This is a genomic window from Mesorhizobium sp. ISC11, assembly GCF_037162595.1.
GTDB classification, from domain to species: domain Bacteria; phylum Pseudomonadota; class Alphaproteobacteria; order Rhizobiales; family Rhizobiaceae; genus Mesorhizobium; species Mesorhizobium ciceri.
On record NZ_JAVSPW010000001.1, the window covers coordinates 1,625,372 to 1,645,662 of the forward strand.

Sequence of the window (20,291 nt, forward strand, 5' to 3'; positions counted from 1 at the left end):
GGCCGCCATGCTGACGAAGCGCAAAAGCGGACAGGCAAGCCGCACAAGACTGCAAAGCCTCCTTGCTGGCACGGATTCGGCTCCATTCGACCGACGGACATTCCTCCGCCGCTCCGGCCTCGCAGTTGGCGGAATAGCCACGCTCGGCTCGTTTCAGTTCGGCACGGTAAGCAAAGCCGCGGCGATCAGCCCGCCGCAGCCGGGAGTGCCGACCGAGTTGAAGAAAAGTGTCTGCACACATTGCGCTGTCGGCTGCACGGTCACCGCGGAAGTCCAGAACGGCGTGTGGACCGGACAGGAGCCATCGTGGGACAGCCCCATCAATCGAGGCTCGCATTGCGCCAAGGGCGCAAGCGTGCGCGAGCTGGTACATAGCGACCGCCGCCTGAAATACCCCGTGAGGCTTTCCGGCGGCAAGTGGGAGCGCATCTCCTGGGATGACGCCATCAATGGGATCGGCGACAAGCTTCTCGACATTCGTGAGAAGTCCGGACCGGAATCGGCCTACTGGATGGGATCGGCGAAGTTCTCCAATGAGGGGACTTACCTCTTCCGCAAGCTTGCGGCCCTGTGGGGAACCAATAACCAGGACCACCAGGCGAGGATCTGCCATTCGACGACGGTTTCGGGCGTGGCCAATACCTGGGGCTACGGCGCGATGACCAATTCCTTCAACGACATCCGCAATTCCAAGACGCTCATAGTGCTGGGCGGGAACCCTGCCGAAGCACATCCAGTCGCCATGCAGCATCTGCTCGAAGGCAAGGAACTCAACAAGTCCAACTTCATCGTGATGGATCCGCGGTTCACCCGTACGGCCGCGCATGCCACCGAGTTTGCTCGCATTCGGTCTGGCACCGACATCGCGGTGCTGTGGGGCTTGCTCTGGCACATTTTCGAGAATGGTTGGGAGGACAAGGAATTCATAGCCCAGCGCGTTTACGGGATGGACGAAGTCCGCAAGGAGGTGGGGAAATATCCGCCCGACGAGGTCGAGCGCATCACTGGTGTGCCTGGCGAGCAGATGAAGCGCATCGCCGAGATGTTCGCCACGCAAAAGCCATCGACGATAATCTGGTGCATGGGGCAGACCCACCACACGACCGGAACAGCCAACGTCCGCGCCAGCTGCATCTTGTGCCTCGCCACGGGCAATGTTGGCAAGCCGGGCACCGGCGCCAACATCTTCCGTGGACATGACAACGTGCAGGGCGCGACCGACATTGGATTGGATGTGGTGACCCTGCCCTTTTACTATGGCCTGACGGAGGGCGCCTGGAAGCATTGGTCGCGAGTCTGGCAAATTCCATACGACGACCTTCTGCGCCGGTTCGACTCCAAGGAGGCGATGGAGACACCCGGTATCCCGCTGACCCGATGGTTCGATGGGGTCGTGCTCCCCAAGGAGGACATTCAGCAGCGTGACAGACTGCGGGCGATGTTCGTCCAGGGCCACGCCAGCAACAGCATCACACGCATACCGGAATCAATGAAGGGCCTGGCCGGCCTCGAACTGCTCGTCGTTGCCGATCCGCACCCGACGACCTGGGCATCGCTGGCAGTTCAGGCCGGGCGCAAGGACAACGTCTATCTGCTGCCGGTCTGTACGCAATTCGAGACTTCCGGCTCGCGCGTCGCCTCCAACCGATCTCTGCAGTGGGGAGAGCAGATCGTTAAGCCGAGCTTCGAGCAGAAGGACGACTATCAGGTCATCTACCTGCTCGCGAAGAAGCTCGGCCTTGCCGACTGGATGTTCAAGAACATCGCGGTCGAGGGTGACCGGCCGCAACCGGAGGACGTACTGCGTGAGATGAACCGCGGAAGCTGGTCGACCGGCTACTGCGGTCAATCGCCGGAGCGCCTCAAGGCGCATATGAAAAACCAGCACAAGTTTGATCTTGTGACGCTACGCGCGCCGAAGGACGATCCGGAGGTCGGCGGCGACTATTACGGCCTGCCCTGGCCATGCTGGGGCAAGCCGGAAATACGCCATCCTGGCACGGCCAACCTTTACAGCACCGGCCTGCATGTAATGGATGGCGGCAGTCCCTTCCGGGCCCGTTTCGGTGTGGAGCGTAACGGCGAGACGCTTCTTGCCGAAGGCTCCTACACGCAAGGCTCGGAACTGACCGACGGCTATCCGGAATTCACGATGGCGGTGCTGCAAAAGCTCGGCTGGGACAAGGACTTGAGTGCGGAGGAACTCAAAGTCGTCCAGACGATCGGCGATGATATGGGTGACATCGGCAAGGTCTCGTGGTCGACCGACCTGTCGGGCGGCATCCAGCGCGTCGTGCTCAGCCACGGCTGTCACCCCTACGGAAACGGAAAGGCCAGGGCTGTCGCCTGGAACCTGCCCGACCCGGTGCCGATCCATCGCGAGCCGATCTATACCCCCAGGGTGGACCTAGTCGCAAAATATCCGACCTATCCTGACGCCAAGCAGTTCCGTTTGCCGAATATCGGCTTCAGCGTTCAGAAGGCGGCGGTGGACAAGGGCGTCGCGAAATCGTTCCCGATCATCCTGACGACCGGTCGCCTGGTCGAATATGAAGGCGGCGGCGAGGAAACCCGCTCAAACCGGTGGTTGGCCGAGTTGCAGCAGGAGATGTTCGTCGAAATCAATCCCGCGGACGCAGCCGCCCGCGGCATTGGCGACGGCGTCTGGGTGTGGGTGACCGGCGCGGAGAACGATTCCAAAGCGCGGGTGAAGGCTTTGGTGACCGAGCGTGTCGGCAAGGGAGTAGCGTTCATGCCTTTCCACTTCGGCGGCTGGTTCCAGGGTGAGACCCTGCGGGCCAACTACCCCGAAGGCGCCGATCCCTATGTGCTCGGTGAAAGCGCAAACAGCATCACCACCTACGGCTATGACCCGGTAACGGGCATGCAGGAGCCGAAAGTCACGTTGTGCCAGATCGCGATGGCGTAACAGGGAGGTGCGGAAAATGGCCAGGATGAAGTTCCTCTGCGACGCCGACCGCTGCATTGAGTGCAACGCTTGCGTCACCGCCTGCAAGAACGAGCACGATGTGCCTTGGGGCATTAACCGCCGCCGCGTCGTCACGATCCATGACGGCAAGCCCGGCGAGCGCTCCGTCTCGATGGCCTGCATGCATTGCACCGACGCCCCGTGCGCGGCGGTGTGCCCCGTCGCATGCTTCTATACGACTGCCGACGCGGTGGTGCTGCACTCTAAGGATTTGTGCATCGGCTGCGGCTATTGCTTCTACGCCTGTCCGTTCGGCGCGCCGCAATACCCGCGCGTCGGCAATTTCGGATCGCGCGGCAAGATGGACAAGTGCACGTTCTGCGCGGCCGGTCCGGAGCCGGACTCGACCGAGGCCGAATATGCAAAATATGGCGCCAATCGGCTGGCCGAAGGCAAGCTGCCGCTTTGCGCCGAGATGTGCTCGACCAAGTCGCTGCTGGCCGGCGACGGCGAGATCATCGCTGCGATCTACAAGGAACGCGTGACGCAGCGCGGCTACGGCTCCGGTGCGTGGGGGTGGCAGACGGCCTATCGGGAGACAATTGAGGTGTAGTTCATCGCGGTGCCGATTGGTTCGCGCAGACAAACAAGCTCAGGAGGACCGAGCAAATGCGTATCTCGAGCCTTGGTCGACTGATTTCCCCGGCGGCCGCCGCACTCATACTGGCTCTCGGCCTGCTTGTTGTTCCGGCCAGGGCGCAGGACGCCGGTTCAGGAAACAACCCGACCGCCCAGGCTGTCAGCGAGCGGCAACTTCTCGATGAACTCAACAAGATCCGGGGCCGCGTCACCATACCGGACGGCAAGGCCGCCACGCTGCAGCAGCCGCAGGGCCGCGACTATCAGGGCTTCCATGAGCGCGCGCTGCCCTGGATCGGCGGCATTGCCATCCTCGGCATGCTGGTCGTGCTGGCGCTGTTCTATTTCGTCAGAGGCCGCATCCGCGTCGCGGCGGGTGAATCAGGCGTCAGGATCCTGCGCTTCAACGCCATCGAACGGCTTGCCCATTGGACGACTGCCACAGCGTTCATCATCCTGGCCGTTACCGGCTTGAATCTCGTATTCGGCAAACGCCTGCTGATGCCGCTGATCGGACCGGACGCGTTCTCGGCATGGTCGTTTTGGGCGAAATACGCGCATGACTTCGTCGCCTGGGCATTCATGCTGGGCGTACTTGTTATGCTGGTCGCCTGGGTCTGGGACAACCTGCCCGACCGCTACGATGCCAACTGGCTGAAGGTCGGCGGCGGATTCTTCGACAAGTCGAACCGGACGCACCCGCCGGCGGCACGCTTCAACACAGGACAGAAGCTTATCTTCTGGGCGGTCCTGCTGGGCGGAATTGCCTTGTCGGTGTCCGGCATCTACATGCTGTTCCCATTCTCCTTCGCCGATATCAACGGCATGCAGACGGCCCAGTATGTTCATGCGGTCGTAGGCGTCCTCCTGATCGCCGTCATCATCGCCCACATCTATATCGGCACGCTCGGCATGGAAGGCGCCTACGAAGCCATGGTGTCCGGCACAGTGGATCTGAATTGGGCCAAGGAGCACCACAGCGCCTGGGTTGCCAAGCAGCAGGCGAAGACGGGCGATGCTACGCCGGAGACTTCCGCTGAGCCGGCCGAATAGCGTTTCTATCGCTGGTCGACTGCAGCCCAATCGCTCAGGAGGTAGTTGGTCATGATTTGCCGGCGGAGCCGCCGGCGGGATCGCCCGACCAGTTCTGCCCGACGAGATTGTGGCCCGGATCGCCCACCCGGGCACTGTCGGTGCTGAAGACCTGCCAGGAAGGCACCTGCTGTGCGCGCAAAACATAGCCGGCACCAAAGGCAACTAAGACGGTAACGACAATTCCCGTCAAAATCATACGCATCCCGCCTGCTCCTTCCATTCTCGAGACGGGCCGCCAGCCACCGTTCTTGCTCTCGCTATTTCGGCGTGGCCGCCTGCGGCGCTAGACGCTGGGCACCGGCAGCCCCTGTGGGCTCGGCCGGCACAACCGCCTTCTGCTGATATTGCATATCGAGTGCTGCCAATGCAATCAGCGGCGGTGGCATGGCAACGCCGGCAACTCTCATGGCGCGGGCCGTTTTCTGGCACTGGGCGATATCGTTCGCATCGGCGAGTTGCTCTGCCGCTTCGACAGTCAGCACGGATTCCTTGGGCGTGCTGGTCACGTCTGCGGGGGGCAGCGGCGCTGCCCTGCTTTCTTTCTGCGGGGCATTGTGCGCCGATCCGCTGGCTGCGTTGTCCTTGCCTGGCTGGGGAGCGTCGGTTGCCACGCCGTCCTGTCCGGTGATTTTTTGCGCAGAGCCCGTACCACCCTCCGACTTCGCTGGGTCGCCCGATCCGGTCGTGCCCTGCTTAGCTGAAGCCGCATCCGGCTTCTTTGCCGCGCCGGTGGGTGGGGGCGTCTCAGCTGGAGGCGCTTTCATGAAGGCGAGGATCTCGTGACAGAGGTTGACCGGGCCGCCTTGCCCCGACGCAACCACCTGACCGGCAGGCGCCTCAGCGGTCGGTGCGGCTGGCTGAGGCGTCGCGGTCTGTGCCTGGGAGGCCGAAACCGAGAGTGTAAGCATTCCCGCGAGGGCAATTCTTCTCATCGCTAGCTCCTTCCCCTTCGTGTCAGACGGTGCCGCCGGATGCAGTCGGGGCACCACCGTCGCACGCGTGCCAATCCAGACGAAATGTCCAACGCCGCCTTGCGTTCCATTGCTGCCTTCAACTATCAGGTTCCCGCATCGTCAACCCCCGTTATGAGGGCTCGGGCACGGATCGCCGCATTACCGGCGCACCCGGGTCGGCTTATGTCGCCGAGCCGGTCTGCTTCAGCCGCACAAGAACAGCACAACGACTTTCGCCCTGACGTACTTGAGGCATCACCGTGCCGGCTGCACATGTTTTCGCCCGAATGACGCCGATCCGTGGAGCAGCACTCGGTTGCGGCCGGATTGTTTGGCAAGGTAGAGTGCCGCATCCGCGTGACTCTGTAACTGCTCTGGTGAGATGGCCTCGTCAGTCGTCTGAACTGCAACTCCAATGCTGAGTGTGACGCTAGGCGACATGCGGGATGCAGGGTTGGGAAAAGCCGCGGCCTCAACGCTCTGACGAATTCGCTCGGCCACCGCGACGGCCTCTTCCTCGTCCACCCCGGGCAGCAACACCAGGAACTCTTCGCCGCCGTAGCGGGCCACCTGATCGCGGCCGCGCCTCACGTTTTCCTGGATCATTCTGGCGACCTCGACCAGACAGCGATCGCCCTGGGCATGGCCGAGGTGGTCGTTCAGCTTCTTGTCGTCGATGTCGCACATCAGCATGGCGGCACCGCCGTGGCATTTCCGGCCACCGTCCCATAGACGGTCAAGCGTTTCCGTCATCCAGCGCCGGTTGGCTATGCCAGTGAGCGGATCAGTCCTCGCCAAAAGTTTCAGCCGATCATTCGCTTCCGCCAGTTCGGCGACCCTGCGCCGGTCGCGAAGCTCAAACAGGAAGGTCTTCTGAGCGAGAATTGTCATGCTGCGCCGCGCGGCGACCGTTGCGAAGATGCCGCTGGTGAAAACAACGTCGCAGCCACGGCGCTGCCAAATTCGATGCCCGGGTTGTGTAGTTGAAAAACGAGATAGAGACCGAGCGCCAAGGCGGCAATAGTCACCGTCCAGGCCAGCGGAACCCCGAAGATGATGATGGCTGTGATGGCCACGAACAGCATGATGTTCAAGTGCCGTTCGTAGAACTCGCCACCAGCGCTTACGCCGACTAACGCAACCGACAACAAAATGAGGAAGAAGCCCGCGATCAGCGAAGCCCCTTGTAGCCACGGCGCCCGCGGCTTTCGCCAGATAAGAACGACGGCCACAGCGACGGGCGGAATGATGGCGCCAGGCAGGAGCATGGATAGCGCAGTTGCCCTTGGGAGCATCACCATGTTGAGCGCGAGTGTCAGCACGTCCAACAAAGCCACCCAGACCATCCAGGCTCGGATGATCTTTGTCTGCGACCAGACACGCGCTCGAAACAGGCGGTAGATCTCGCCCGTCAGCCGGATATCGCGCGTGCGGCTCGCCAGTAGTCGGTCGACTTCTGCAGTTATGGCCAGGACTATCCTGCACGTCTAGGTGCATCCGTTCAGTCAAATATCGGCCCTTACAACTGGTTTCTCCTGAATGTTCCGCCCGAGCCATCCGCTCCTCGGGATGGACAAGAATGCCAAGCTATCCTGAAGATTTGATTTCCAGAGGTACCGACTTGCGAATTCCGCTGTGATCCCTGCAAGCGTTTACGGCTCCATCATGGCTCGCGGCCTGCTGCCAAGCCGCGCCCACTGACGAGACCGTGCCCGCGATCAGTGTCTCTTCGAGCAAAGGCGTACGGAGCGCATGAGAATGTCTTGGACTGCCCCTCCACTATCAAGTCGGGGTCGAAATCCAAAAGCCACCGTCTGCTGGCGGCTCAAGGCACTTGCCTAACTCCTAGCTATCTTTCCGATCGTGATAGCCACAATCTCACGAATTCTCTGGCGGGATGACACTGTCGATGAAGGTCGTGGGATTGTCCACGGGCTGGACCTAGACGCCAAGATGGTGTTGCAGCAGCCCCGCCTGGATCTTGAGTTCGGCGGCCGGGCCTTCGTGGGCGATATGGCCATTGTTGATGATATAAACGCGGCTCGCGAGCGCCAGCGTCGCTGCGATGTTCTGTTCCACCAGCACAATTGTCTGCCCTGCCTGGACCAGCTCGCGGCAGGCGCGCACCAAGTCGTACACAATGACTGGAGCAAGTCCTTCGAAGGGTTCATCAAGCAGGAGGATCTTTGGGTTGCGCACCAATGCACGCGCTATAGCCAGCATCTGCTGTTCGCCACCTGACAAATCCGTACCACGGCTGGCGCGTCGTTCCTTCAGCCGGGGGAACATCGTGTAAATGCGTTCCAGCGGCCACCGGTCATCCGCAGTCAACCCGGCCAGAATGATGTTTTCCTCGACGCTCAGGCTGCCGAAGATGCGTCGATTCTCGTGCACGAGTTGCATGCCTTCCCGAGCGATGCTGTGCGCCTTCCTGCCAACCAGTTCGACCCCGTCTAGTTCAACCGAGCCGGTCCGCGGCGTCACGACCCCCATCAGGCTCTTCAGCGTCGTCGACTTGCCAGCGCCGTTGCGGCCCAGGAGCGCCACGACCTCATTCTTCTCGACCCTCAATGTGACGTCGAACAGAATGTGACTGTCACCATAATAGCTGTTTAATGCTCTCACATCGAGCAGGCTCATGCCACCTCTCCATGTACACCGCCAAGGTAGGCTTCCTGCACCTTTGCGTTGGCCTTGATCTCACTGGGCGTGCCTTCGGCCAGCACCCTGCCCTCCTGCAGGACGGTGATTTTCTCGACCAGCTCGAAGAGCGAATCCATATCGTGGTCGATGATGATCATCGTGCGTGCACGCGCGATTGACTTGAGCAGCGCCACGGTCTCGACGCGCTCGCGCGGGCTCATGCCGGCAAGCGGTTCGTCAAGCAGGAGCAGGCTCGGCGACGTCGCCAGTGCAAGACCGATTTCCAGCCGCCGCTTCTCGCCATAAGCCAGTTCCGAAACTGGCCGATCGAGCCGCGCCGTAAGGTTCACCAGCGCCGCCGTTCGCTCGACCTGCTCGCTGAGACCGGGAACGCTGTGGATACTCTTGAACAGATCAAGCCGGAACTTTCCACGCGCCTCGCCCAGCGCGGCAATCATCAGGTTCCGCCGCACCGTCAAGCGGTCGAATAGCTGGTTGATCTGGTAGCTCTTGGTGAGCCCGAGCTGGCACACCTCGGATACGCCCATGCCCGTAATATCGCGGCCGGCCAGTATGATGCGGCCGGAGGTTGGCGCGATCTCGCAGGTGAGCATCTTGAAGAACGTCGTCTTGCCCGCGCCGTTGGGTCCAATGATGCCCCGTATCTCCCCATGATCGACGCTGAGGTCGATGTCGCTGTTGGCTGTGATACCGCCATAGCGTTTGGTTAGGCCCTGCACCTGCAGGATCGGTCCGGATGCTGGCGCAGCACCACGCCGGCGCGCCGGCATCGGTTCGACGGCGGTCACGACGTGCGGCGCACTCTCGACCGCGGTATTGGACGATTCGATGCGCTTGCGGCCACCGGTCAACCCATAGAGATCGACGATCGCACCGACGATGCCGCGCCGCAGGAAGCAGACCAGCAGCACGAAAACGATGCCGAGCACCAACTTCCATGTGGCGCCGAGATGCAATGTGTTCTGGAAAAAGTCGCTGAGATAGAGCCACACCGTCGCGCCCACCAGCGGCCCGAACAGTGTGCCGGCACCGCCGATCGCCGTCTGCATCACGACCTGGCCGGACGTGTCGAACATGAAAGCGTCCGGCGGCATGAAGCCCTGCATCACGCCCAACAGGCCGCCGGCAAAGCCGGCATAGATCGCGGCAACCACGAAGGCCGTGAGCTTGTAGCCGTGTATGTCGTGGCCCAGCGCCGCGGCGCGGAGCGGATTGTCGCGGATCGCCGAAAGGATCGCGCCAACGGGCGAGCGTACGATGCGCAGTGCGACGGCAATGCCGATGAAATAGCAGAACGCCAGGAAGGTATACATCGTCCAGTCGGTGTTGAATTCAAGCACCGTGAAGCCGAGGTTGACGACCGGGGTTGGCACGCCAGGCAAGCCGTTCTCGCCGCCCGTGAATGCCGAGAGCGGATTGAACTCGACAAAGAAGAAGACTTCGGCGATCGCCACCGTGATCATGGCGAAATAGATACCGGTGCGTCGCAGGGCTATCAACCCGATCACGTAGCCGACGACACCCGACACGACGGCGCCCAGGACAATGGCAGCCATGACATAAGAGAAGCCGGTTTCAGTCAGGAGATAGGCGGCGAACATCCCGCCAGTACCGTAGAAGGCCGACTGGCCGAAGGACAGCAATCCCGTGTAGCCGAACAGGATGTCGAAGCCGATCCCGAACAGTCCCCAGATCAGGATACGATTGATCGTGCTGGGCGAGAACCCGAGATGGGGCAGAACGAAAGGCGCCAGGACGAGCGCCAGCGCCGTCAGAAGCTCGACGAGGAAGGGATGTTTGATGTTCATGGCCGACCGCGTCTACTCACGCCCTGCCGTGCCGAGCAGCCCGTGCGGTCGAAGCACCAACACCAGCGTCATCGCCACGAACAGCATGACATACGAATAACCAGGATTGAACATCGAGGTGATGCTGATGATTTCGCCGGCGATGAGGCCGCCAAGGATGGCGCCGGTAAAGGAACCGACACCGCCGATTACCACGACCACAAAGGTCTGGACCAGTATGGCTTCCCCGACATCGGGCGCGATCGACACCACGGGTGCGTTGACAATACCGGCGAAGCCAGCTGCCATGGCTCCGATGCCGAAGACGAGCATGAAGATCTTGTAGACATCGATTCCAAGCGAGTCGACCATTACCGAATCCTCGATGCCTGCTCGCACGATCATCCCGATGCGGGTGCGATAGAGCACGACATAGAGCATCAGCAGCGCCAGGGCGACGATGCCGAGGAGCGCCAATCGGTAGGTGGGATAGACCATGAAGCCGAGATGGGTAATGCCGACTAGCGAGGCGGGCGGCGGCACCGTGTGCGAGAGGCTGCCGAAGAAAAAGCGGACCGTCTCGACGAAAACGATGCCGAGCCCGAATGTGACGAGAAGCTGGTCCTCGAGCGGCCGCGTGTAGAAATGGCGAACGATCAGCCGCTCGATCAACACCCCCACGATCATCACGAACAGCGATCCGGCCGCCACCGCGGCGAGGAATGAACCTGTGTAGGTGTAGGCGAGCCAGCCGGCATAGCCACCGAGCATGAACATCGCGCCGTGGGCAAGGTTCAGGACGCCGAGCGTCCCGTAGATGATGGTCAGCCCGGAGGAGATCAGCGCCAGAAGCGCGCCGAGTACGAGCCCATTGAAGCACTGCGAAATGAAATTTGCCCAGTTGATCACTCTGCGCCCACCTTGGTCATGAATAATATGCCCTGCCCGCGCGCCAGCAAGGGTTTGGCAGACAAGTCGCGAACAATCGACATCCCACCGAGCGCCGGGAGACGAACCGTCTGCGTCCGGGCAGAGCCAGTCCCGATGCGAGCGCCCTCTCCAGCCGTGGCGAAGCGGAGAAGGCGCTGCGGGCATCAGGTGTAGCTGCCCAGGTTGCAGCCGAACTCGTCGGGCTTCTGCATCAGCGGCGCGCCATCGACGACCTCCACCACATTCCAGTAGTCGTCGTCGCTCTTCATGTCCTTGGGATCCTTACCCTGAACGAGTACGACGGGTCGCACGCACTGATGGTCTTCCGGCCGATAGTGAACGTCGCCGACGAGTGAAGGGATGGTCTCGCCCTTCTCGTATTGCTTGATGACGTCCGGCGGATAGAAGCTACCGGCCTGCGACACCATGCGCGCCCAATGAGCGAAGCTGACATAGGCGTTTTCGGCGCCCCATTCCGGCCGATAGCCGAACTTTTGCTGGAATGCGTCCACGAACTGCTTGGCGAGCGGATACTTGTCCTGCAGGGTCCACCAGAAATCGGTAGCGGCAAAAACCCCGGCTGTCAGTTCGGGGCCTACTTCCTTGGCAAGGAAGGGGATCTGGTAGGGGATCACCATCTTCATGCTCGGAGTCAGGCCGAACTGCTTGGCCTGCTGGATTGACAGCACCGCGTCGCGGCCCCAGTTGACGTTGACGATGAATTCGGCGCCCGAATTGGCGATATTGGTCAGATACTGGCTGAAATCCTGGGTGCCCAACGGCGAGACCTGGTCCGTCACCATCTCCCATCCGCCCTGAGAGGTCAGGTAGTCGTTCACCGACTTGGTCACGGTGTGGCCGTAAGTGTAGTCCGGCGTCATGAATGCCGCCTTCTTTCCCTTGCCGTAGGTCTTCACAAGAATCGGGCCGATCGCGTTGGCTGCGGTCTGGCCGTAGAAATTCTGGCGGAAGCCGTAGCGAACGCAGTCCTTGCCTGTTGTGTCGTTTGAGCCGGAGATGCCCGCGACGTAGAGGATCTTCTCGCGCTGCGCGAATTTGTTGAGCGCAACCGCGACCGCCGATGAAGTCGAGCCGGTCATCAGGATGATGTTGTTTTGGTGGATGAAATTCTGCTCGAGCTCGACGGCCTGGTTCGGCTTAGCCGCGCTGTCGGCGGACAACAACTCGACCTTCTTGCCGAGCAACCCCTTGTCGACCTTCGGCGCCAACGCCTTCATCAACTCGTGGCCGTTGTTGATGTGGTCGACCGCGAGCTGCCAGCCCTTAAGTTCGTCAGCACCTTGCACGGCATAGGCACCGGTAAGGGGCACGGCGGCTCCGATGTAGACGGTGTCGCCCGCCGACCCGGCCGGCCAGGTGCCTATCGCGGGCTTGTCGTCGGCCGCAAAAGCCGCAAAGCTGGATAAGGGCAGAACGGCGCTGCCGAGAAGACCTGCGCCCGCGTGCAGCATGCTACGGCGGGATATATGGGAAGTATTTTGATCGTCGAGTGGCATGAGCTGTTCCTCCTTAGCGTGGAGCCGTCGGACGACTCTCATTGTTGTTCCGGAAACCGGTTTTTTTCAGCGAGACGCTGAAAATGGCCTATTTGCATGGGCATTCGCAGTGGCGTAGGCCTGCCAGTCAATACAACTTTCGTTTGATGATTCTGTTCATTGATCTGGATTAATAAGCATAGGAAAGTTTCATTGAAGGTCATGAACATGTGGAGCATGGCATGCCGCTGACCGGCCATCCGATCGTGACCCGACTGACACGTGCAATGAAGCTGGAATCGTTAGACATCAAACGTCTGGAGGCAATCTTCGAGCGCGATCTTACCATTCGGAAACGGGAGGAACTCGTCGTTCACGGCTCCGAGTTCCGAAACCTGTGCTTTGTTAAAGACGGCTACGCGATCCGTTACAGGTTGCTGCGCAGCGGCAGGCGGCAAATCCTGAAGCTTATCCTGCCGGGTGATGTCATTGGATTCCCGGTCAGCTTTTTCGATCGATCGACTTGTGCGGTCGTTGCCGTGAGCGAGCTGACCTACGCCGTGTGCTCGTTCGACGCTTACGTTCGTCTCTGCTACGAGCAGCCCCAATTCGGTCTGGTGTTAAGTTGGCTCGCCGCCCAGGAGGCAGCGACTTATGCGGAACACATTGTCAATCTGGGTCGGCGCACTCCGATTGAAAGGCTGGCGCACCTTTTGCTAGAGATCCACGCGCGTCTCCTGGAGGTGGAACGCGCTGACGAAGAAAGTTTCGACTTGCCATTTTCGCAGGAAGTCATGGCGGACGCGCTCGGGCTGAGCGTGCCCCATCTCAATCGCGTCATTCAGCAATTGCGCGCCGAACAGCTTATCACCAGCAACGCGCGCTTTATCGAGCTGACCGATCTTGCGGGCCTTCAAAGATTGGCTCAGTACCAGCCCATGACCCTAATCCCCGTCCCGGGGCCGAAACAGCTGGAGTGATCACACAGCCCTATTGCGAGCGGGCATCGAATGCGTTGTCGATTTGGCCTTTATGTCTGTTATCAAGAGCAACTTTATCAATGCTGACTGCCAGCTGCAGTTGCGTCATCCCATCCTTGCTGAGCATGATCGAACGACTTCACCGAGTGGCGAATGACGTTTCTCCGGGGCGAGGAACTTGGCCGTCAGATTGCAACGATGGGTTAGCAGAGCCGCGTTTGGCAGCAGCTTCCCAGCGATGGTCTCGCTGATCAGCGGCATGGCCGAACCGCCGGCGCCGGGCGTGGTGAACTCGTGCAGCTCGACGAAGGCGAAATTGGAGGTGCGGTCGGTGGCGACGAACATGTTCAGCTTGCCCCGCTCGGTGCGCACCTCCGCGACGTCGATATGGAAGTAGCCGATCGAATAGCTCTTGAACTTCTTCTTTGCCGGCTTGCCGCCGGCGCAGCCGCCGCAAACAGCGGCTCGGACCCTCACCACCGCAGCTTCGCTTCGAAGTTGAACCCGGTGCCAAGGTCACTTGAGGACAAAAAAGTCGCACCGGCTTGGAATAGCTTCGCCATCGTCTCAGTATACGGCACATGAATGCGAGCTTCGACGTCACTCCGCATCTGGAGGATCTGTGGCGGTATGGTCGAGTGCTTACGCACAACGACGCAGACGCCGACGACTTGGTGCAGGAGTCGCTTGTCCGCGCTCTTTCCTTGGCTCGCAGTTACGATTCTTCGCGTCCTCTCATGCCCTGGCTGATCACAATCGTGCGAAATACCTTTCTAACCAGTGCGGTGCGTGCGGACGCAGAGAGGCGGCGGATTGCCGCCTTTGCGGAGCAGTCTGACCCACTGTTACTGCCATCGCAGGAGCACAGCACCGAACTCTCCAATGTCAGAAAGGCGCTGAGAGAGTTGCCTACGGAGCAAGCCGAAGTTCTCCATTTGGTCGGCGTCCTCGGCTTCACCTATTCTGACGCCGCAACAGTACTCGGCGTACCGCAGGGAACTGTTATGTCCCGCCTGAGCCGCGCACGAGTTGCCCTGAAGAACAACATGGAAAAACTACGCGATTGCGCGCCTTCCCAGTTAAAAGTTGTAGGAGGCCGTGATGTGGCCAAGTGACCGTATTTCCGAGGACGAGATCAATCGCTTCCTTGACGGCGAACTGACCCAGCCTCAGAGATCCGACCTCCAGGCACGGCTTGCCCTGGAGCCGGAACTGGCGGCGGAAGTTTTTGCCCAGGCACAGCGCATGGAAGCATTGCGCGTCGCTCAACCGCAGCGGCTTTTCCCGCCCCGAGTTAGCGTGGACAAGGCCAAGCAACTGGAAAGTGCGTTTCGACGGCTAAGAATATTCAGTGCGCTCAAACTGCAAACGGCAGCCGCCTTGCTCATTCTGGCGGGTTGGTCGGCCAACTCACTGACACTGCCTCTCCGCCAGGGAGGGCAAACCACCGATGAGAATTTCATTCTTGCCGCGCGTGATGCCTTGCGAGTCGCCCAGCTGAATGCCGGTCCCGAAAGGGGCAGTGAGCCAAAGCAGGACAAGATCGAGCGACTGGTCGGCGCCATGAACATCAGCATGCCCGCTCTTCCAGCGACATGGAGGGTGAAAGATGTTCAGGTGCAGCCCTGGAACGGGCGGCAGAGCCTTGTCGTGACGGCTGACACACCGAGCGTTGGCCAGATCACACTGGTTGCGGTCGCGATGAGCGGCGAAGACGCCGTACCGCCTACTCCCGCTACGGATGGGCGCGTGCCGACCATATACTGGCAATCGGGCGGCACGGCCTACGCCCTGATGGGCCCTGCCGCGCCCGACCGACTTGAAAAAGAGGCTAAGGAAATCGAGGTGGCCACCCGGAGGAGCGTCGCTGCCAAAATACGGGGCTGAGGACCATTGGGCTATCATTAGTCAAAGGAAAGTGAGACTGCATGTCTGCCGAACAAATCCAGAAACATTTCATACGGTTTCTTGGTTCGGATGTCGGTGTATCGTTCAGTAATCCGTTAGATCCCCGCGAAGTCATTCTGTATCGGCCTGACAAATTGTCCGAGACATTTGTGACGTGGGCGTTCGAGGAACTGAAAAAGACCACGCCGGACGTCGCAAGAAAGATTGACCGACTGCTTGTATCATATGAAACCCGACATGGCCGCACTCGTCGCGGGATAAACATCTCCTCAACCAGCAATGTGCCTCAGCAGCGAAATCCTGAGTTATCGCGAGTTGAGGCTTCGGGGCGGGCGGCATGATAAGGCTTCCGCCGCCGACCCTAGGAGCCCTGCGGTATTACCCGTCGACGTGCCCGATTTGCGAAGAAACCGCGCTCGCGGCCGACATTATCTTGCGAACGGTAGAATTCCAGTGCGCCCGCTGCGGCGGATACGAAATCACCGCCGCCGCGCGCTCGGCAATGCGAGCTATGTCCCCGGAGCGCCGCATGCTGTGGCTTTCGCAGGCCCGGCTACAAATGTCCGGCGCTCAAAGAATAGCTCTCATACTCTGTGCGAGTGCAGATTTGATCGGCCGTGAATAATTGCGGTTTTGCGAAACCCCATCGAGTTCGGATGCAGGCGCCCATGAAGGAACGCGCCAACATCACCGTTTGGGGGAGCACAAGAGTGATGCTGTTTGAGCAAGTCCGCCCGCGGGCGTTTCCTGGCGGCCCGGCATTTTCGGCGGAGTTGGTGCCGGACCGATCCACTATGTTGTTTTCGATGTAATCCATCTCAAGACGACTGAGCGGCAGGCGCGGAGTTTCTGGAAGTTGATGAAAGGAACGTTCACTTGACTGATGTGTCTTCCGGGGGCGAGGCCCAAAATGCACGGCTCGCTGATCTACGGGCAGCGACAATGCTACGCGAGACCGCCCAAGTGTCGTTCGATGCGGCGACCGAATCCGCTCTGTCGGCAATAGCCGCCGAGATGAACATGAGTCGACCTGAGCTCATTCGGATGGCATTGGTTGACTGGCTGGAATCTCACAAAAACTCTCGAGCGGCTGCGAACGATTAGCTGCGCCGCGAACGCGCCCGATGCGTCCGCCCAGAATACCAGGCGAAGCTGCCACATCCACCGCGGACCTCACATCGCGCGAACGACGGACCATTCGGGATATTATAATCTCGTGAGTCACGGGAAGGCTGCCTCTGTTGGGAAAGAGGCACTCCCAGCCGCCTGTTTAACGGGACACCGTCCCCGGCGGCCTGGGCAGCGAATCATCATTCTCGTGCCGACTGACCTCTCCTTGCCATAGCGGCGACTTCCACTAACTTTTCAATATGGCCATCGGAACGGTGTTGATTTCCGGCGGCGGAATCGCCGGCCCCGCCCTTGCCTTCTGGCTGGCAGCCGGTGGATTCCGACCAACACTAATCGAACGAGCGCCCCATTTGCGCACGGGAGGTTACGTCATCGATTTTTGGGGCCTTGGTTATGGCATCGCCGAGCGAATGGGGCTCGAGGAGGAGATCAATCGCGTAGGCTACCATGTACGCGAAGTGCGCTTTGTAAACGATCGTGGAAAGCGCGTCACAGGTTTTGGCACGGACGTTTTTACTGAGCTGACAGCGGGCCGCTTTGTGACACTCGGACGCAGCGATCTCTCTAGGCTGCTTTTCGACAAGATAAAGGATACGACCGAAGTCATATTCGATGATGAGATCCTCGGCATTCAAGAGCATCCAGCCGGTGTGCGCGTTAACTTCAAGCGTGGAGGCGAGCGCGCGTTCGATCTGGTGATCGGCGCTGACGGTCTGCATTCCGGCGTTCGCCGTCTGGCCTTCGGGCCACAGCAGCAGTTCGAAAAGAGACTCGGTTACGCTGTCGCTGCCTTCGAGTGCGCTGGCTACCGTCCACGCGACGAAGACGTGTATTTGATGTACGGCCAGCCAGGAAGAATGCTCGGGCGTTTCACGCTGCGTGATAACCGAACGCTCTTCTTGTTCGTCTTTGCGGCGGGCAACGACCCAGTGCCAGCGACGCTGGAAATGCAGAAGGCAGTGCTGCGAAAAATTTACGGCGGTGGGGGATGGGAATGCCCGCGTATTTTGAATGCGCTGGATGGGATCGACGATCTCTATTTCGACAGCGTCAGCCAGATCAGGATGAACAGTTGGTCGCAAGGCCGCATTGCTCTAACGGGCGATGCCGCGTTTTGCGTGTCCTTGTTGGCCGGACAAGGTTCAGCCCTGGCCATGATTTCGGCCTATATCTTGGCGGGTGAACTTTTCAGGGCCGAGGGACGATATCAGGAGGCATTCCGCACGTACGAAACTCTCTTGCGGGATTACATTCATACGAAGCAGCGCGGCGCCGAGCGATTTGCCACAGCCTTTGCACCAAGGACGCAATTGGGCCTGTTTGTGCGCAACTTGGTGATAAGCACATTTGCAATCCCCGGTGTCGCACGATTGGCCATCGGGCGAGAAATTGCCGACGCTCTGCAGCTACCTGATTATCGCTGGCCATCGCCGACGAATTGACGACAGCGGTGGCGCGCGCCAGCCTCCCGCGCCAACCTTCCGAAAAATAGTCGCCATGCCGGAATAGTTTCCCGCCACGCTCGGTATATGCCGCATGAGAGTGAACTTCGACGTGGCGCATCAAGCAGCGGACCATCGTCCAATGCCGGGAGCGGCAGCGCCATCTTGGGAGCGCAGCGCGAGTGCTGATGATCACGACAACGTCAGTGCTCGCGGTCGGGAGGAGCGCGCTCTCATTGGCCCAGCGGTTGTCCCCCTGTCCATGGCCGCTGGGCCGGTCCGCCGATGAAAAGCACAAACATTCCAGGCGTGATTGGCGCAGCGGAGACACGGCCCCGCTGACCACGGATGCAGCAGACGGCACACGAGACGAGTATGCGGAAGCTAGAAGACTATGAGGAGATCGCGCTCATCGGTTACCCGTACGACGGAGACTACATAGCCATGTTGGACGGCAAAGGCGATCGTGCTCGACTGCTCGGCGGCGAATTGTGCGGCCTTTATGGCGCAACACTGACCGACCAGGCGGCGGCTTTGCCACGGTACTATCCGCGGGCGTCCCATCTCGTTATCGCCACCGTCAAGGGGACCGGCTTGTTGCGATCCGGGACTACTGAAGGGCAAATGTTGGACTTCCGCACGAAGGCAAAGTCCAACACCCGACTGAGGCAGTTCGATCAAGCCGCAGCACGGCCGGCTTGATGGTGGTCAGAACTTCCAAAGATCCCCCTTGAGAAGCCCATCTTCAAACATCAGTGATATGGAAACCACCTTGACCACGTTTGCTGGTATGAAATCTGGAAGGATATGATGACCATCAAAGCAGTTGTGGCAAGCATTGCATCCTTGCTACTTTCTATCACTTGGGTGCAAGCTGGCCCCAGACTTCTCTCTCAGCACGGTGCATGGGGCGTCTATTCTTATCGTTCAGACACAACATGGTGCTATGTCCTGAGTGTCCCTGTTTCCGAACTTCCTGCGGATGTCGATCATGGCGAGAATTTTGTCATGATCTCGCGAGCGCCGAAGGATGACCAGCCCGAAGCCGTCATGGGGTATCGGCTTAAGCCGGGGTCGGACATCGATGTGGTGATCGCAGACGAGCACTTCTCAATGTTTACCCAAGACAACAAGGCTTGGTTGGCGAGCGCCGAAGAGGATCGATCGATGGTCAATGCCATGCGGGCAGCCAGCAAAATGAAGCTGTTGGCCACGTCCTGGAGAGGTACACAAACCCAGTACGCCTATTCGCTGATGGGGCTCACCGCCGCCTTGAAAGCGAGCAAGATTTGCAAATCAGCTCGTTGAGCGAAGTCCGGCGACGCACGGTAGTCGCTCCAAAGCCGCTCAATCGACTTGGAGAAAACCACCCAGGCGCGTGAAACCTTGGATGAAGAAGATGAGAGAGTTCTTCAATACCGCTATCGTTATCCTGCTGATAGTGATTGCTGTCGTCCTGCTCTTCCTGGCACCAAGAGGCTTTCAGCTCGGTCCGCCCGATCCGCTTATTAGCTCACGGGCTTCTGGTTTGATGCGAGGGGTCGACTCCATTGTGCAGACCCCTTTAACAAAAACTATGGTGTGAGGTGGTCCGGCCGCGCCGCATGCAATCCTTTTTCGAAACCGAACGCGGCGCCCAGGTTTTTAAAGCGTGGGCGCTCATTCGATCTGCTCTCACGGTTGGCTTGGTAGCCGCTTCTGCACCGACGACAGGATTGCGAGCCGAGACCACTAGCGTTCCTATACCCCGCTTCGTCTCGTTGAAAGGTTCACCCGCGAACCTGCGGATCGGCCCTGGTGTCGATTACAGCATTGAATGGGTCTACATGCGCCCGGGCATTCCCCTTGAGATTTACCAGCAATTTGGCAAATGGCGGCGGGTACGGGATTGGAGCGGGGCCAGCGGATGGATCTATGCTCCGCTTCTGTCTGGACGCAGAACGGCCGTGATCGCTCCTTGGAGCAAAGGTAACGTTGCTCTACGCAAAAAGGCTAAATTCGATGGCCCGGTTATCTCCTGGCTGGAACCTGCCGTTGAAGTCAAACTCAGGGGATGCGATGGTCAATGGTGCAGCGTCGCGCTGAGTTCGATGTCAGGCTTCATCAAACAGTTCGACTTGTGGGGGGCTTATCCCGGCGAAGTGTTCTGAATGACGAGGCCGGAAAATCGTTGACGGACGTTCATTCACTTTTCGGCTGATCTATGTCCTCCCTCCGGTGTAAGCGTCATCAGGTGCCCACTGTGATCCAGACACCCCACGTCCTCACACTTGCTCGAAGCTGTCAGTTCGATGCATCACGCGCATCCATCGTATAGGCGTATGGGCGGCTACGACA

General features: G+C 59.9%; 18 protein-coding genes and 2 pseudogenes. 12 read left to right on the top strand and 8 right to left on the bottom strand.

Annotated elements, in window-relative coordinates; genetic code table 11:
* Window positions 1–7: 7 nt before the first annotated feature.
* Genes RPF88_RS08275 through RPF88_RS08285 form a run of 3 tightly spaced genes read left to right on the top strand, consistent with a single transcriptional unit; the run spans window position 8 to window position 4,621 of the window.
* Complete coding sequence (locus tag RPF88_RS08275) at window positions 8–2,929, top strand: formate dehydrogenase subunit alpha (RefSeq protein WP_337122149.1); 2,922 nt, start codon at window positions 8–10, stop codon at window positions 2,927–2,929.
* A 16-nt stretch (window positions 2,930–2,945) separates the two neighbouring features.
* Complete coding sequence (gene fdh3B, locus RPF88_RS08280; protein WP_064994234.1) at window positions 2,946–3,542, top strand: formate dehydrogenase FDH3 subunit beta; 597 nt, start codon at window positions 2,946–2,948, stop codon at window positions 3,540–3,542.
* Between the two features lie 56 nt (window positions 3,543–3,598).
* Entirely contained in the window at window positions 3,599–4,621 is a 1,023-nt protein-coding gene (locus RPF88_RS08285) for a formate dehydrogenase subunit gamma (RefSeq protein ID WP_127367326.1), read from the top strand.
* A 49-nt stretch (window positions 4,622–4,670) separates the two neighbouring features.
* Here the strand turns inward: RPF88_RS08285 and RPF88_RS08290 are convergent, their stop codons facing one another.
* The 7 genes and pseudogenes from RPF88_RS08290 to RPF88_RS08320 all read right to left on the bottom strand — a co-directional run bounded on the left by RPF88_RS08290 (window position 4,671) and on the right by RPF88_RS08320 (window position 12,514).
* Window positions 4,671–4,865, bottom strand: a complete 195-nt coding sequence (locus tag RPF88_RS08290) for a hypothetical protein (RefSeq protein ID WP_064994232.1) — start codon at window positions 4,863–4,865, stop codon at window positions 4,671–4,673.
* 55 nt (window positions 4,866–4,920) lie between these two features.
* The gene (locus RPF88_RS08295) at window positions 4,921–5,595 is read right to left on the bottom strand and encodes a hypothetical protein (protein ID WP_206524286.1); all 675 of its coding nucleotides are present in this window, start codon (window positions 5,593–5,595) and stop codon (window positions 4,921–4,923) included.
* 276 nt (window positions 5,596–5,871) lie between these two features.
* Window positions 5,872–7,094, bottom strand: a pseudogene (locus RPF88_RS08300) (diguanylate cyclase).
* Window positions 7,095–7,557: 463 nt separating this feature from the next.
* Entirely contained in the window at window positions 7,558–8,256 is a 699-nt protein-coding gene (locus tag RPF88_RS08305; protein WP_064995205.1) for an ABC transporter ATP-binding protein, read from the bottom strand.
* Window positions 8,253–10,088 (bottom strand): branched-chain amino acid ABC transporter ATP-binding protein/permease, encoded by a 1,836-nt coding sequence (locus RPF88_RS08310; protein WP_127385081.1) that lies wholly within the window; start codon window positions 10,086–10,088, stop codon window positions 8,253–8,255. The genes RPF88_RS08305 and RPF88_RS08310 overlap by 4 nt, the downstream gene beginning before the upstream one ends.
* Window positions 10,089–10,100: 12 nt before the next feature.
* The gene (locus RPF88_RS08315; RefSeq protein WP_064995207.1) at window positions 10,101–10,976 is read right to left on the bottom strand and encodes a branched-chain amino acid ABC transporter permease; all 876 of its coding nucleotides are present in this window, start codon (window positions 10,974–10,976) and stop codon (window positions 10,101–10,103) included.
* 185 nt (window positions 10,977–11,161) lie between these two features.
* Window positions 11,162–12,514, bottom strand: a complete 1,353-nt coding sequence (locus RPF88_RS08320; protein WP_127368574.1) for a substrate-binding protein — start codon at window positions 12,512–12,514, stop codon at window positions 11,162–11,164.
* Between the two features lie 221 nt (window positions 12,515–12,735).
* Between RPF88_RS08320 and RPF88_RS08325 the strand changes: the two genes are divergently transcribed.
* Entirely contained in the window at window positions 12,736–13,473 is a 738-nt protein-coding gene (locus RPF88_RS08325) for a Crp/Fnr family transcriptional regulator (protein ID WP_084016167.1), read from the top strand.
* Between the two features lie 294 nt (window positions 13,474–13,767).
* On the opposite strand, the pseudogene RPF88_RS08330 reads toward RPF88_RS08325, so the two are convergent.
* Window positions 13,768–13,914 (bottom strand): annotated as a pseudogene (locus tag RPF88_RS08330) (IS481 family transposase); the annotation flags it as partial.
* A 140-nt stretch (window positions 13,915–14,054) separates the two neighbouring features.
* Between RPF88_RS08330 and RPF88_RS08335 the strand changes: the two are divergent.
* The 8 genes from RPF88_RS08335 (at window position 14,055) to RPF88_RS08370 (ending at window position 20,104) form a co-directional block, all read left to right on the top strand.
* Window positions 14,055–14,588, top strand: a complete 534-nt coding sequence (locus RPF88_RS08335; protein ID WP_064995211.1) for a sigma-70 family RNA polymerase sigma factor — start codon at window positions 14,055–14,057, stop codon at window positions 14,586–14,588.
* Entirely contained in the window at window positions 14,575–15,360 is a 786-nt protein-coding gene (locus RPF88_RS08340) for an anti-sigma factor family protein (RefSeq protein ID WP_064995212.1), read from the top strand. Before RPF88_RS08335 ends, RPF88_RS08340 begins: the two co-directional genes overlap by 14 nt.
* Before the next feature lie 41 nt (window positions 15,361–15,401).
* Window positions 15,402–15,722 (top strand): hypothetical protein, encoded by a 321-nt coding sequence (locus RPF88_RS08345; protein ID WP_127385082.1) that lies wholly within the window; start codon window positions 15,402–15,404, stop codon window positions 15,720–15,722.
* 1,029 nt (window positions 15,723–16,751) lie between these two features.
* Window positions 16,752–17,954 carry an FAD-binding domain gene (locus RPF88_RS08350; RefSeq protein ID WP_337122150.1) on the top strand — a complete coding sequence of 401 codons (1,203 nt, stop codon included), beginning with the start codon at window positions 16,752–16,754 and terminating at the stop codon, window positions 17,952–17,954.
* 375 nt (window positions 17,955–18,329) lie between these two features.
* Window positions 18,330–18,656 carry a hypothetical protein gene (locus tag RPF88_RS08355; RefSeq protein WP_157678534.1) on the top strand — a complete coding sequence of 109 codons (327 nt, stop codon included), beginning with the start codon at window positions 18,330–18,332 and terminating at the stop codon, window positions 18,654–18,656.
* Between the two features lie 108 nt (window positions 18,657–18,764).
* Complete coding sequence (locus tag RPF88_RS08360; RefSeq protein ID WP_210192527.1) at window positions 18,765–19,262, top strand: invasion associated locus B family protein; 498 nt, start codon at window positions 18,765–18,767, stop codon at window positions 19,260–19,262.
* 82 nt (window positions 19,263–19,344) lie between these two features.
* Window positions 19,345–19,539 (top strand): hypothetical protein, encoded by a 195-nt coding sequence (locus RPF88_RS08365; RefSeq protein ID WP_337122151.1) that lies wholly within the window; start codon window positions 19,345–19,347, stop codon window positions 19,537–19,539.
* A gap of 19 nt (window positions 19,540–19,558) precedes the next feature.
* Window positions 19,559–20,104, top strand: a complete 546-nt coding sequence (locus RPF88_RS08370) for an SH3 domain-containing protein (RefSeq protein ID WP_127365634.1) — start codon at window positions 19,559–19,561, stop codon at window positions 20,102–20,104.
* Window positions 20,105–20,291: the final 187 nt, after the last annotated feature.